Raw genomic sequence first — 14,852 nt, forward strand, 5'->3', positions numbered from 1 at the left:
GGATTGAAATAGGAAGACGTGTTCGAAGTTATCCTTCCCTATCCTTGTTAAAATCAGACCAAAATGGGATTGAAATTGATTAAAGTTGTGAGGGAGCTCTGGGGCCCTCTAGGTTAAAATCAGACCAAAATGGGATTGAAATTGCGGATGCTATAATGGCCTCAGTAGTGGAGAGGGCGTTAAAATCAGACCAAAATGGGATTGAAATAAGGATCAGTAGAGTACCCCATCGACATACAGACAGTTAAAATCAGACCAAAATGGGATTGAAATCGAATACCTCATCGACAACATACCCCTCAAATCCTTGTTAAAATCAGACCAAAATGGGATTGAAATCTGGTTAAGGGTCTTAGGGTTATTGGGGCTTCTAATCCTTGTTAAAATCAGACCAAAATGGGATTGAAATCGGAGATCACAAGGCAGGAGTCTGTGGTGATGGATCGTACCCGTGTTAAAATCAGACCAAAATGGGATTGAAATATAAATAAGGACCTCCCCGTGGTTGCTGATAAGATTAGTTAAAATCAGACCAAAATGGGATTGAAATGAGGAGGTGGAATAAATGATAGGACATTTCCACAAAGCGTTAAAATCAGACCAAAATGGGATTGAAATTCGCCTCTTTTATCCTGCAGGATTTCTTCTTCTTTTGTTAAAATCAGACCAAAATGGGATTGAAATTAGCACATGTGGGGCAGTAAACACTGTTCCTTGCCCCGTTAAAATCAGACCAAAATGGGATTGAAATCTTATTCTTGTAGGATTTATGTCTCCCACACCCTAAGTTAAAATCAGACCAAAATGGGATTGAAATCTTGGAGACTCTGAATTCCTTGTTGATGATCTGTTAAAATCAGACCAAAATGGGATTGAAATGTTCTATTCGACGATAATATTGAACCCATATATCCCTGGTTAAAATCAGACCAAAATGGGATTGAAATGGACAAGTGAAAGTCTGCTTATATCCTTCTCATATGTTAAAATCAGACCAAAATGGGATTGAAATTATCATATTGGGGATGATATCCTTGTACTTCAAACAGTTAAAATCAGACCAAAATGGGATTGAAATGGAGGTGCTCGAGGGTGTAATTGGCCTTCTGGGGCTGTTAAAATCAGACCAAAATGGGATTGAAATTACAAGTGGGGAATTAGTCGAGTTACAGGCGCTGGAGGTTAAAATCAGACCAAAATGGGATTGAAATACAGCTACGCAGGCTTCAGGGTAGAGTACCTCCACGGCTGCGTTAAAATCAGACCAAAATGGGATTGAAATCTACAACAAGCCCTAAACAGCCTCGGCTACACTGAGTACGTTAAAATCAGACCAAAATGGGATTGAAATGGACATGCTGCAGGACTTTCGCAGGCTCAGACGAGGGGTTAAAATCAGACCAAAATGGGATTGAAATCCAGACTCAACATAAGCAGAAAAGGGTTTTGCCCTCTCCGTTAAAATCAGACCAAAATGGGATTGAAATAAACTTCTTCTTTGAAGACAGGGGGGTCTATGAGTCTCCCACGCGTTAAAATCAGACCAAAATGGGATTGAAATGGTATTTGCAGGTTCGGAGTAGTTTGGTGTCTGTTTCGTTAAAATCAGACCAAAATGGGATTGAAATGCCACATCATATGGTTCAGGGGTTTCTAGTTCTAATTGTTAAAATCAGACCAAAATGGGATTGAAATAGGGTACTGATCTAGGAGCATAGCGGTCTCAAGGGGTTAAAATCAGACCAAAATGGGATTGAAATTGGTCTGTGGCGTTTTTGGCTACTGTCCTTTTTAGTGTGTTAAAATCAGACCAAAATGGGATTGAAATAGGGTACTGATCTAGGAGCATAGCGGTCTCAAGGGCGTTAAAATCAGACCAAAATGGGATTGAAATAGAATATCCGACTTATAACTTATAAGTGACTATATCGTATGTTAAAATCAGACCAAAATGGGATTGAAATCTGATAATTCTTCACGCGCTCTTCTTATCTCCTGGAGGTTAAAATCAGACCAAAATGGGATTGAAATGGAGGTGGAAAATGCATGCGTAATGGAACACTTCTGCGTTAAAATCAGACCAAAATGGGATTGAAATACAAAGAACTTGGACATCCTCCATGAGATCCAAAAGGTTAAAATCAGACCAAAATGGGATTGAAATTGTTAACAGGACAGGTGATCTCTCTGACTATGTTTCAGTTAAAATCAGACCAAAATGGGATTGAAATGCTTCAACTGCTTCGCTCATTTTACCCTCTTTGATGTGTTAAAATCAGACCAAAATGGGATTGAAATTTGATGGAGCTGTCTATCTTCTTGAAGTAGCAGCGGTTAAAATCAGACCAAAATGGGATTGAAATGAAGGAAGTAGGAGTTACATAGTGCCCCCGTTTCCTCGTTAAAATCAGACCAAAATGGGATTGAAATCATCATCTAGGAAGACATAGGGCATGAGGGCTCTGAGTTAAAATCAGACCAAAATGGGATTGAAATTGATATATTCATCATGATAATTATCTCTGGGTTTAGGTTAAAATCAGACCAAAATGGGATTGAAATTAATCGGCATCCTAGTAAGGGGTGCCAGGGACAAAGTTAAAATCAGACCAAAATGGGATTGAAATCTATGCGGTGTCTCATAAGCATAACACTGTATATAGTGTTAAAATCAGACCAAAATGGGATTGAAATATGTATGACGATAATATAGGTATTGGGTAGCAAGGTTAAAATCAGACCAAAATGGGATTGAAATCCATTATCCTCAGAGCAACATACGACAGCGCACAAGGTTAAAATCAGACCAAAATGGGATTGAAATCAAGCATCACATACATAATGTGGGTTGCGGTTAACGGTTAAAATCAGACCAAAATGGGATTGAAATCAAAGGAGTACCTGCAGAGTTACAATCCTTACTAGTGTTAAAATCAGACCAAAATGGGATTGAAATCGGAACACGGAACAAGAAAAAAATACGCGTCACAGAAGGTTAAAATCAGACCAAAATGGGATTGAAATTAAAGTGGATGAGAGGTGGTTAGATTGGTGAGTGATAAGACTAAGGAAATACAGGGATGCATATTTTTAATTCTATTCTTTTTGTTTTTGCTTTTCTTCGTTGGGAGCATGATAGTTTTAAAATAGATTATGATTGAATTGGGCCATTCTCTTAGTCTTGAAACCAGGTTTCATTTAAAATCAGGTCGGAGTGATTGTAATGCTTTATTGTGAATTCATTGTGAATTTTCAAAAAAAAGATGCTTTTAAATTAAAAATGTGTATAAATTCATTTAAAAAAATTTTAGAGGTTAATGGTACTGAACCTGTTCCTCAACGCCACCCTTTGGTTTTATCTTCTCCATGGCCTCAAGGAAGTGTTTCATCGGGACTTCCTCTGCGTCCATGTTCTCTCTGAGTGTCAGCATGGCGGCCTCCCTGCAGACGGCTTCAATGTCGGCACCAACGTATCCTTCTGTCCTGTCCGCCAGTTTTTCAAGGTCCACGTCATCTGCAAGCGGCATATCCTTGGTGTGCACCTTGAATATGGCGAGCCTTGCCTCCCTGTCTGGATCATCGACCTTTACGTGTCTGTCGAATCTTCCAGGTCGAAGGAGCGCAGGGTCCAGGATGTCTGGCCTGTTGGTTGCGGCTATCACAGCAACGTCCTGCAGCTCCTCAAGTCCATCGATCTCTGTGAGGAGCTGGTTCACAACGCGCTGGGTCACACCTGAGTCTGCAGTGCTTCCACTTCTCACTGAGGCTATTGAGTCTATCTCATCAAAGAAGATCACGGTTGGCGCTGTCTGGCGGGCCTTCCTGAAGACTTCACGGACACCCTTCTCAGATTCACCAACCCATTTTGAGAGGAGTTCAGGGCCCTTCACGGCTATGAAGTTTGCCTGGCTCTCATTGGCGACTGCCTTGGCGAGGAGAGTCTTACCTGTACCTGGTGATCCATGCAGGAGGATACCCTTTGGCGGTTTTATGCCGAATTTCTTGAACCTGTCAGGATACTTGAGGGGCCACTCCACAGCCTCCCTGAGTTCCTGTTTGGCGTCCTCCAGTCCACCTATGTCCTCCCATGAGACGTTGGGTACCTGTACAAGGACCTCCCTGAGTGCTGATGGCTGCACCTCCTTCAGGGCTTCCTTGAAGTCTGCCCTTGTGACTATCATCTTCTTGAGGACCTCTTTGGGTATCTCCTCATCGGCCTTTATCTCAGGGAGAACCCTCCTCAGCACTCTCATGGCGGATTCCTTACAGAGTGATTCCAGGTCTGCACCCACAAAGCCGTGGGTTATCTCTGCAAGTTCATCCAGGTCAACGTCCTCTGCCAGCGGCATACCCCTGGTGTGTATCTGGAGTATCTCCTTTCTCTCCTCCCTGTCAGGGACGCCTATTTCGATTTCACGGTCGAATCTTCCGGGTCTTCTGAGTGCAGGGTCGAGGGCGTCTGGCCTGTTGGTTGCACCTATGACCACAACCTGGCCCCTGCTTTTCAGGCCGTCCATGAGGGTGAGGAGCTGGGCAACTATTCTCCTTTCAACCTCGCCACTTACGTCCTCCCTTTTGGGTGCTATTGCATCTATTTCGTCTATGAATATGATGGATGGCGCGTTTTCCTCTGCTTCTTCGAAGAATTCCCTCAGCCTCTCCTCTGATCCTCCAACGTATTTGCTCATTATTTCGGGACCGTTTATGGCTATGAAGTGGGCGTCGCTTTCGTTGGCGACTGCCTTGGCGAGGAGTGTCTTACCTGTACCTGGTGGCCCGTGCATGAGGACACCCTTTGGTGGTGTTATGCCGAGCCTCTCGAAGAGTTCGGGCCTCTTGAGGGGGATCTCTATCATTTCTCTGACCTTTTTGACCTCCTCCTTGAGACCTCCGATGTCCTCGTAGGTGACGTCCACGAGGTTCTTCACGCCCTCCAGTTTGCTGACATCAACGGGTTTTGACTGCATTTCCACCTGGGTTGTGGGGGTGACCCTAACTACACCTGCGGGGCTTGTTGATACTACTGCGAGTTTTATTTCCCCCAGGGGTGAGAGGTCCATGAAGTCCCTGAAGAACTCATCGAAGAGCCCTCCACCGGATATCTGCTGCCTTATCCCTGATACGATTATGTCCCCCTTGACGAGGACTCTGTTGAGGAATGCTGATCTTATGTCTCCACGTATGATCACTTCCTGGTCAACGGGTGCCAGTACGACCTTCTGGGCGTCCTTTACCTCCGCCCTTCTCACTGTCACCTCTTCGCCGATGGATGCCCCTGCATTTTTACGGAGGTATCCATCTATCCTTATGATTCCGAGGCCTATGTCGGACTGTGATGATATGACGGTTGCAGCGGTCAGTTTTTTACCCTCTATTTCGATTATGTCTCCATCGGAGAGACCCAGTTTTTCCATGCATGCGGGGTCCACACGGGCTATTCCCCTGCCAACGTCCTGCTGGGCGAGGGCCTCTGCAACCTTTAATTTTATTTCTTTTTCTGCCATACAACCCACCTCTTTTATGTGATTATTATGATTCCGGTTAAATTTATAATTTAACGGAATGTTTTAGTAAATTTAAGTTACTATAATATCGAAGTAAGTCATCATATATAAAGTTTTCGGTATATTTATATAGTAATAACAGAATCAATTAATACTTACCAGCAGCTACACTTAAACAATCTCTAAAAGAGGGATGGCCGCTACCTTATCCTGGCCCCCATACCCTCAAGGATTTTCCTGACCCTCCCGTAGTCCTCCCGCTGGAATACACGAATCCTGAGGGTTAAACTCACATGACCATCGGGTATCTGTGGCCCAGTGTAAACATCAACAACCTCTGAGTTAGCAACACCATCAAGAAGCCCTGTAAGGTACTCAATAACCTGGGGGTCCACTGTATCTGGAAAAACAGCCGATATATCATACATACGTGTGGGGAGGTTTTCAGCCTTCCACCTCTGGAGTTCATCATCAGATAGAACCCTTATGTTGGAGATCTTGAAGCTGAGCACCCTCTTACCTTCCCTGAGGGTCGCATAATCCGGTGTGACTGACTCAAGCACTCCAACATGCACCTTACCTGAATAGATGTGCCTCAGACCAACTTCTCCTCCAACAGAATCCTTCAGAATTTTAAGTTCCTCATTGAGGGCCTCTATTGCCTTATCAGACCTCCCCAGGGACGCCTCAACATCATCGATGTTCTTGGCTGCAAGACCCATCCTTGATACGAATTCATCCATCCTACCAGCACTGAGCATCTCATTGAGTTCAGAGGCAGTCCTCAGGAAACTGTCACGCATATCCTGTCCATGGGGGTTATGGGTCTGGATGGAGTACGCCAGGTATGGGTTCTGGGCCACTATCCTTGCAATGGTGTCTATCATGAGGTTGTAGATGGGGCTTGCAAATTTCCTTGACTCCCTTATATCGACGCCCTCTGCCTCGAGGGTGGATGCTATGCTTATGTATGCAAAGTGTGTCAGCACCTGAACAACACTCATCATACGGTCATGGGTCGCAGGGTCAGTTACTATAACACGGGCCTTATGTTTCTCAAGGAACTCAATGACGGTATCAACCCACGGATTTTCCTGTGTGGGTGTCAGGACAACGACCTGTCCCTCAAGGGAGGACACCCTGGGCCCGAACATGGGGTGGGCTGGAAGGTGGTGGGCGCCATCCCCTATGGACTCCTCCATGACCCTGGCCGGCTCCTCCTTTACAGATGTGACGTCCATAAGGAGGCCCCCCTTCCTTACGTGGGGGGCGACCTCCCTTATAACATCTGCAGTTACATCTATGGGCACAGAAACAACCACGACATCCGCCCGGGATGCTGCCTTGATGTTGTCAGCACAGTACTCCACGCCGATCCTTGATGCGGCTTCCATTCCAGCATCATGGTCCCTTCCGGTGATTATGACCCTCAGGCCCTCCCTCTTCAGGAACCTGGCTATCCAGTATCCAAGCCCACGCGTACCCCCTATGATGCTCACAATCATTTCCACCAGCCTACTCCCTGAAGGCCTTAACAGCAATGTAGCCCCCTATACCACCCAGCAGGAGGCTCAGGCCCCCGATGATTACAAGACCCGTGCTGAAACTGAAAATATCAGGTGCGGCAAGACCTGCAATCCTACCAGGCATTCGGGGACCGAATATCATCCCTGATGAGAAACTTATAACCGCAAGGATGAGTGAAGCGGCAGCCCCTCCACCTGCACTTCTCCTTTCAGCCCTTGTGAGGTAGGCTGCCAGGAACCCTGTGAAGGTGTAAACAAAGAGGCCGTCAATGAAGAATAGCATGATGAAGCCCACGATGATGCTCAGAAAAATTGCAGTGCCTGAATCATAGTCACCCATCAGATTCCACTCCTCGCTTTAGCTGTCTTAATTTATAAAAGCATTCATATATATTATCATTGATCATTCAGCATATAGAATCATCTTCCAATTGATTTCAGGGTGAAGAGATGAGGATAGTACATGAGGATGAGAAAAACGGCGTCATAGAAGTCGTACCAGAAACCCTTGACGACCTCTGGCACCTCTCCCATATAATTGAGGAGGGGGACCTGCTTTCTGCAAGGACAACAAGGAGGATACAGGATACCAGCGGAGAGAAGATAAGAAGCGACAGGGGAGTTAAGAAAACCTTCTATCTGGGTATAAGGGTCGAAGGTGTCAGTTTCCACATATACACAGGAAAACTCAGAGCAACAGGGGTTATAGAGCGGGGCCCTGAGGACCTGGTTCCCCTAGGGTCGCACCACACCCTTGAGGTTAAACTCAACACCCCCCTCAGGATCAAAAAGGATTCCTGGAGCAGATGGACACTTAAGAGGCTTCAGGAGGCGGTGGAGGCATCAAAGCATATCAGGGCAGTGATAGTTGTGATTGAGGATGATGTGGCAGACATTGGGGTCATAAGACAGTATGGTGTGGAATACCAGGGCCCCATCACAGGCCACATCCCGGGTAAGAGGATGCAGCAGAGGGACCGGGGTAAACTGCGACTTGAATTCTATGAGAGTATAGTGGAAGCCCTCAAAAAATACGGTGAACTTGAGACAATCATAATTGCGGGCCCTGGCTTCTACAAGTCGGACTTCCATGAATACCTGCTTGAGAAGCACCCTGAGATCGGAAGAAAGGCCGTGGTTGAGAATACAGGGACCGGTGGAAGGTCAGGAATATATGAAGTTCTTAAGAAGGGCACCGTGGAGAGGGTTTCATCAGAGAACAGGGTGGCAGCAGAGGTAAGGAATGTGAATGAGGTCCTTGAGAGGCTGGCGAAGGACCCTGAAACCGTTGTCTATGGCAGGGAGGAGGTGCTGAATGCCATCAATATGGGGGCTGTTGAGAGGCTGCTGGTCCTTGACAGGGTTGTAAGCAGGGAGGATATTGAGGGATACCTTGATATCGTTGAGAGCATGGGGGGTTCCGTGGTTCTCATAAGCAGTGAACACGAGGGCGGCAAACAGCTGGAATCCCTCGGTGGACTTGCAGGTATATTGAGGTTCAGGATTTCATGATGGGGGTATCAGGTGTTCAGGATTCTCCAGGATAAATGCACCGGCTGCGGGAGATGCAGGATGCTCCAGTGCAGCGAAAAGTGTTCAGGGTGTGGGGCCTGCCAGCTGGTATGCCCTGAGGGAGCACTTGTTCCAGGGAGAAGGGATGATACAGAGTACAGGGTGACAGTAAACAGTGAAGATGTCAGGGCCACCGGCACCGTGGGGGATGCCCTTGAGGCCGCAGGTATCAGGGTAAGTGACATTCCCTGTGAGGGTGAATTATTCTCACCATGCGGTACAGGCGGATGCTGGGCCTGCGCTGTATCAGCAAATGGCAGGACGGTGCAGTCCTGTGTAACACCCCTTGAGGAGGGGATGGTCATAGAGACCATACCTGAACCACCGCTCAGGTATGTGAGCAATTTCGGCCCCCACACGGCGGGGGGAGTGGGGACACCCTTCAGTGAAAAGGGGGATGGCCCGGTTGAGGTGGTATGCTTCGCCCATGGATGCAATCTGAGGTGTCCCCAGTGCCAGAACAGCCAGGTGGCGTTCACCAGGGGTGACACGTTGCTTGACCCTGAAGAAACCGCAATGATACTGCTTGGTGTTGAATCGATTTACAGGACAGGCACCGTGACGTTTTCTGGCGGTGAATGCACACTTAACAGGTCATGGCTCTCTGCTTCAGTCAGGAGGATAAGGGAACTCGATGGGGGGATCAACATTCACGTGGACACAAATGGCACCGTGCTCACCCAGGGATACATCGATGAGCTTGTTGAGTCCGGCATGAACCGGATAGGAATCGACCTCAAGGGGAGGAGGCTGGAGACCTTCATGGGGATAGCAGGGCTCAGTGAACCTGAAAAAGCAAGGATATACCTTGAAAACTCCTGGAATGCCTTCAGGTACATATCTGAAGAGCATGATGGAATATTCATGGGCCTGGGAGTCCCATACAACAGGGCACTCATATCCACCGGGGAGATTGCTGAAATGGCATCTGAGATAGCCTCTGTCAGTCCAGACGTCCAGGTAACCCTACTTGACTACAGACCCGAGTTCAGGCTTAAAAACATAAAGAGGCCCTCGGTTTCTGAAATGCTTGGGGTTCGTGACCTGATGCTTGACGGGGGCCTCAGAAGGGTAATTGTTCAGACATCTGAGGGGTTCATAGGATGATCACAGAGGGAGTGTGAGAACATGGTTATGTTAATTTATGACTGGACCATGCCTTTAGCGGCTGTCGCTGTGCTCGTACTGACACCTGCTGCTGCGGCCATCATATCCCTCTTTAAAAATTCAAATCTCTACACTGATGTGAGGGGTGGCACACCCCGAGGTGCCGGTATTGTGCCATGGGCAGCACTCTCGATATTCACACCCCCACCATTTAACGCACCAGTTGCTGTAATGGGGGCTCTGGCCTTTATTGATGACCTTGCTGGAAGAAGAAGGATAATGAACCTTCCCATTGAGTGGGGGCAGCTTTCAAGGGGATTGGGTATACTGGCAGTCACCCTCATCACCTACCCTTTCATGGGGGCCTGGGGACTCCTTGTGGCACTCATGGTACAGCCACTGAACATTGCCGACATGCAGCCTGGTGTGGCCTGCACCGTGACGGTCATCATGTCCCTCCTGGCACTCCCTGCAGCAGTCATGACGGGTTCAGGCATCCATCTTGCCCTTCTCATCATGGTGGTGGCACTGGCGTACTCACCACTTGATTACATGGGGAGGATAATGATGGGGGAGGTTGGAAACCACAGCTTCGCAGTTGCCCTCGGACTCTTATTCTACATTTCAGGGGGACCGTGGCTTCTCCTGGCGCTCTTTCTCCTGACGCCCCTTGTAACGGCCATTTTAAGGAGGGGTAATCTCTCAGAATTCCTTGAGAAGAGACTTAAAATTGAGAACCCCACCCTCGGGGATCTTTATATGGATGTCATGACAGGTGGAGGTCTTGGGGATCTTTTAAGGAGGATCATACTTGGTGGAAGGGTGTTCAGAATCAGGAACCCGGTTCTGATTTCGCTTGGGTTCAGGAGGCTACTTTTCAACCCCCACGCGTCCCGGCTCCAGGAGTCCTGATTCCATCAGGTCATCTTCCTTGATTTTATGATTGAAATTATGAGTGCAAGGGCTATGAGGAAACTCACAGCAAAACCGAAAAGCCCCAGGAAGGGGAACTTCTGGAGTATCAGGGCCTCCTTGGGGATTGCAACCAGTGATGAGCCGATTATAAGGGCCGAGACCAGCATCGCCACTGATATCCTGTTGGTTGATCTCTCGATTCTCTTTGATATCTCATCGAGGTTTCTGTGCTCAAGTTCCATCTTGAGTTTGCCCTCCTCCAGCCGCTGAAGCGCCCTTATCATGCCACGTGGGAGATCGTTCACTATGTGTTCAATTTCTATGAGCGTTGAGGGGACCTCGTCCAGGTTCCGCAGGGGGTTCAGGCGTTTTCTGATGAGACTGTAGGTCATCTCCCATGCAACTTCAAGTCCATTGAATCTGGGATCCAGACGCTCACCAAGATCCTCTGCCATGCTCATGACCCTTGCAAGGAGCACGAAGTCCCGGGGGATCCTTATCCTGTGCTTCATTATCATCTCAGGCATTGTGAATTCTGTGAGGATCTCCCCAACCTTCTTAACGTCTGCGCCATAGTAGCGATCAAGGAGGTCTATTATATCGTACTTGACCTCTTCAAGGTCTGTATCCTCTGTGAGGATATTCATGTACCTAAGCTGGTTCACTATACCGTTCACATCATAGTTCATGAGTAGAATGAAGAGTTCAGCCAGTTTATCCCGGAATGAACGGTCAAGGTGACCCATCATCCCAAAGTCAAGGAAGCAGAGCACGTTACCCCTCTGGACGAGTATATTGCCCGGGTGGGGGTCGGCGTGGAAGAAGCCGTGTATGAATATCTGCTTGAAGTAGCAACGGGCACCCCGCTCTGCTATTGTCCTTGCATTGAATTTTATGTCGGATTCAAGGATTTCTGTGAGTTTAACCCCTTCAACGTACTCCATGGTCAGCACCCTGCTGGTGGAGTATTCTCTGTAGACGTAGGGGGCGTAAACGGTTTCGTCATCAAGGAACATGGCCCGGAATCTCTCAGCGTTGTTGGCCTCCTGATGGTAGTCCAGTTCCTTCCTGATGGCCCTTTCAAACTCCGCCACTATTCCCGGGAGATTGTAGTACTCGAGACCCGGGATACGGTCATTTGCAAGCTTTGCAAGGTACTTCATTAGTATAATATCACTCTTTACGGTTGCGGCTATACCCGGACGCTGCACCTTAACGGCAACAGCCTCCCCGCTTTTCAAACGCGCCCTGTGGACCTGGCCTATGGATGCCGATGCAACGGGTTCCTCCTGGAATTCGGAAAAGATATCCTCCAGTGGCATTCCAAGTTCAGATTCGATAACCCTCCTGACGTCCCTGAAGGGGAAGGGCGGTGCCTCGTCCTGAAGTTTGGCCAGTTCATCTGCTATTTCCCTGCCCACAAGGTCCGCCCTGGTGCTCAGCACCTGGCCCAGCTTGATGAAGGTCGTCCCCAGCTCTTCAAGGACAAGTCTGAGGCGTACAGGGGCCGGTTCATGGATCTCCTCAGGGCTCCTTATGTAGAGTTTGAGGCTTTCAAATAACCTGTTTTTGAGGCCTATGGCCTCAAGTATGTTTCCGAAGTGGTACTTGCCCATTACCCTTACTATCTCCCTGAGGCGCCCCATGTCTGGCCTCTTATTATAGGGGGGTATGTTCATATTAACCACTTATTTAATGTATAATATTTAAACCTATTTTGCAGATATAGAATCTCCCGTTACATTTCATGGGTTTTTCACTGAAATCATGGTGATCATATGAAGGCACTTTTCACTGTAACAGGTCGGGGAATGGGTGGAGACGCAATAACAGCACTAAACATAGCCAGTGCACTTGAGAAGAGAGGATTTGAATGCGAATTTGCACTTGATCACAGCGCCCCCGGGATACTCCTCAAAAAGAGGGGTATCGACTGGCACAGGGTCAGGATACCCCAGGCTGGGGGCCACGCAGCAAGCAGACTGAAACTACTGAAAGCTGCTTTCAGGACTCTGAGGGCGGTTTACGAGACAGGAAGGCTGATAAGGAAGATCAGACCCGACGTGGTTGTTGGTGTGATAGGCGGGGGCGCGGTGGTGGGCTGCCTTGCCGCAAAAATTACTGGAGTGCCTGCTGTGGGTGTTCTCATAACCCCAACCGATGCACGGGTCTGCACCCGCCTCAACAGGAACGTGGCACTTCCAGAGTCCAGCCTATTTGGAAAGGACGTTGAGGGAGTTGAGAGTGCATACTCACCAATCAGCCCTGATATAACACTGGGGGATCCTGAAAGGGCCATTCAAAGGATGCCCCCCGAATTTGACCCTGAGAAACCAACCATTGTTTTCTCCTCAGGTTCATCCCTCTTCAGGATGATGGCTGAGGCCGCGGTTAAAATGGCAGAATCAGATGTCAGTGCAAACATCACAGTTGTGGGGCACCCCCTCAGGGAGGAATACGGGCAGATGGTGGACCGTGAGGGGATAATCAACCTGGGCTACATAGACTGGGTCAGTGACCTCTACAGCCTCGCCGACCTTGCGGTGCTCTCTGATGATGGGGTGATGGTCCATGAGGCCATTGCAATGAGGGTGCCGGTGGTGGCCCTCAGGGGTGTCAAGTACGGAAGGTACCATAACATGGGTGCTGTCTTCAGGGGTGCCGTGCTGGAGACCGACCTTGATGGTATTGGGGAGGCTATTTTAAGGGCACTTGAGGCTTCAGATGATATGAGGAGGGCCGCGGAGGCCTACAGTGGTGATGTAATAGGGGCTGCAGACAGGATAGCTGAAATTATAGAGGAAGAGGCAGTTAGGTGAGTACGTTGAGTTTGAGGTGTGTCCCCTGCATCGGGGATCTTATCTGAGGAGGCGGGTGAGTCAGTACCTTGAGAGGAACCTCATGAGTTTGTATACACCATCTGTTGATGGATGTGTCTCCACGAAGTCCTCAAATTCATACATTGAAACACCCATTCGCATGAGCAGTGAAAGGTAGGGCATTATCAACCGGGCACCCGGTGCAACAGAGTATACTGCAGTTGCAGTGCCATCATCCTGGATTCTAACCTTATTTAACCCTGTTTTCCCCTCAGGAACACTCCAGAATGAACCAGGACCTGCAAGACCTGGTATAACAGCCTCCCTGCCTTCAGGATCCCGGGTTTCGATGAAGCCAACATCGTATCCCAGTGATATTGCGTAGGGAAGGTACCGATAGTCAATTCGCCTCTCAACACCTGCTGCATTGAGCCCTGCCACCACACCTTCCATCCTTGCAACTGGCGTTGTTCCCTGACCACCTGTAACGTCACCTGCCGCGTAGACGTGTTTTCTTGAGGTCTCCATACGCTCATTAACCTTAACTGCACCGTTTTCTCTGAGCTCAACGAATCCGTCAAGGAACTCTGAGTTTGGCCTCTGACCTGTTGCAAGGAGGGTGAGGCCTTCAATGCGTTCGGCTGATGTTTCGGCACCATCCTCATCTATTGAGGTGGTGGATGTATTTTCAAGGATTCTGACGTCTTTCAGAAGTTTCCTCATAACGTAATCCCTGATGAGGGGGTCAAGTTTGCCAAGGAACTCGCTTCTTGATACCACGGTCACATCTGATCCAAGGGAGGAGAATATGCCTGCAAATTCAGCTGCAATTACACCCCCGCCTATTATCACCAGTTTTTCAGGGATTCTCTCAAGATCCAGCACGTCCCTGTAGGTTATGGCTTTTTCAGCGCCCTCAATCGGGGGGATGCTGGGCCTTGCCCCTGTTGCTATTATGAGCCTGTCATAGGGGAGTTCATCATCCCCTGCGGTTACTCTACCATCTGAGACCTCTGCGTCGGCGTATATTATCTCAACACCGGCATCAAGTGTCTCCCTTTCTGTAACATGCCTTATCCTGCTGAGTGTTTCCCTAACACCAGCCGCTATTCTTCTGTAGTCTGCAGAGTATTCAAGGTCAACGACACCGAGATCCCTGAGCTTGCGGGCTTCATCCAGGAATCTCGCAACGTCGTTCAGACCACACACAACCATACATCCCTCATTAAGGCATGTTCCCCCGATGAATTTCCTTTCAAGGATTGTAACATCGTTTTCAAGGGCTGCAAGTTCCATGGCCGCGGCCCTTCCTGCGGGACCTCCCCCTATCACAACACACTTCATAGGACGCACCTGTATTAATTCTGAATGGTTATTTCCCACAAATCTTTATATGTCACAAATCTTTA

Annotated in this window: 9 protein-coding genes and 1 CRISPR repeat array (1 of these 10 running past the window's edge); of the genes, 4 read left to right on the forward strand and 5 right to left on the reverse strand. The window is 48.3% G+C overall.

Features of this window, described 5'->3' with window-relative positions; translation table 11 throughout:
- Positions 1–3,024: direct repeats of the CRISPR family, unit length 30 nt; unit sequence GTTAAAATCAGACCAAAATGGGATTGAAAT (it extends 1,481 nt beyond the left edge of the window).
- Between the two features lie 290 nt (positions 3,025–3,314).
- The 3 genes from AB9H23_RS08690 to AB9H23_RS08700 all read right to left on the reverse strand — a co-directional run bounded on the left by AB9H23_RS08690 (position 3,315) and on the right by AB9H23_RS08700 (position 7,370).
- The gene (locus AB9H23_RS08690; protein WP_370004853.1) at positions 3,315–5,504 is read right to left on the reverse strand and encodes a CDC48 family AAA ATPase; all 2,190 of its coding nucleotides are present in this window, start codon (positions 5,502–5,504) and stop codon (positions 3,315–3,317) included.
- A gap of 200 nt (positions 5,505–5,704) precedes the next feature.
- A complete protein-coding gene (locus tag AB9H23_RS08695; RefSeq protein WP_370005994.1) occupies positions 5,705–7,009 on the reverse strand; it encodes a prephenate dehydrogenase in 1,305 nt (434 codons plus the stop codon).
- A gap of 10 nt (positions 7,010–7,019) precedes the next feature.
- Entirely contained in the window at positions 7,020–7,370 is a 351-nt protein-coding gene (locus AB9H23_RS08700) for a hypothetical protein (protein WP_370004854.1), read from the reverse strand.
- Positions 7,371–7,480: 110 nt separating this feature from the next.
- On the opposite strand from AB9H23_RS08700, the gene AB9H23_RS08705 reads away from it, so the two are divergent.
- The 3 genes from AB9H23_RS08705 to AB9H23_RS08715 are packed head-to-tail and all read left to right on the forward strand — an operon-like array spanning position 7,481 to position 10,621.
- Complete coding sequence (locus AB9H23_RS08705; protein ID WP_370004855.1) at positions 7,481–8,542, forward strand: mRNA surveillance protein pelota; 1,062 nt, start codon at positions 7,481–7,483, stop codon at positions 8,540–8,542.
- Positions 8,543–8,554: 12 nt separating this feature from the next.
- Positions 8,555–9,709 carry a radical SAM protein gene (locus AB9H23_RS08710; RefSeq protein ID WP_370004856.1) on the forward strand — a complete coding sequence of 385 codons (1,155 nt, stop codon included), beginning with the start codon at positions 8,555–8,557 and terminating at the stop codon, positions 9,707–9,709.
- Positions 9,710–9,730: 21 nt separating this feature from the next.
- Positions 9,731–10,621: a hypothetical protein gene (locus AB9H23_RS08715; protein WP_370004857.1), complete on the forward strand. Its 891-nt coding sequence runs from the start codon at positions 9,731–9,733 to the stop codon at positions 10,619–10,621.
- A gap of 5 nt (positions 10,622–10,626) precedes the next feature.
- On the opposite strand, the gene AB9H23_RS08720 is transcribed toward AB9H23_RS08715, so the two are convergent.
- A complete protein-coding gene (locus tag AB9H23_RS08720; RefSeq protein WP_370004858.1) occupies positions 10,627–12,303 on the reverse strand; it encodes an ABC1 kinase family protein in 1,677 nt (558 codons plus the stop codon).
- A gap of 99 nt (positions 12,304–12,402) precedes the next feature.
- On the opposite strand from AB9H23_RS08720, the gene AB9H23_RS08725 reads away from it, so the two are divergent.
- Positions 12,403–13,443: a glycosyltransferase gene (locus tag AB9H23_RS08725; protein ID WP_370004859.1), complete on the forward strand. Its 1,041-nt coding sequence runs from the start codon at positions 12,403–12,405 to the stop codon at positions 13,441–13,443.
- 60 nt (positions 13,444–13,503) lie between these two features.
- Here AB9H23_RS08725 and AB9H23_RS08730 read toward each other — a convergent pair whose 3' ends face one another.
- Entirely contained in the window at positions 13,504–14,787 is a 1,284-nt protein-coding gene (locus AB9H23_RS08730; RefSeq protein WP_370004860.1) for an FAD-dependent oxidoreductase, read from the reverse strand.
- Positions 14,788–14,852 lie beyond the last annotated feature (65 nt).

It is taken from the genome of Methanothermobacter sp. KEPCO 2 (assembly GCF_041228365.1).
GTDB classification, from domain to species: Archaea; Methanobacteriota; Methanobacteria; order Methanobacteriales; family Methanothermobacteraceae; genus Methanothermobacter; species Methanothermobacter marburgensis.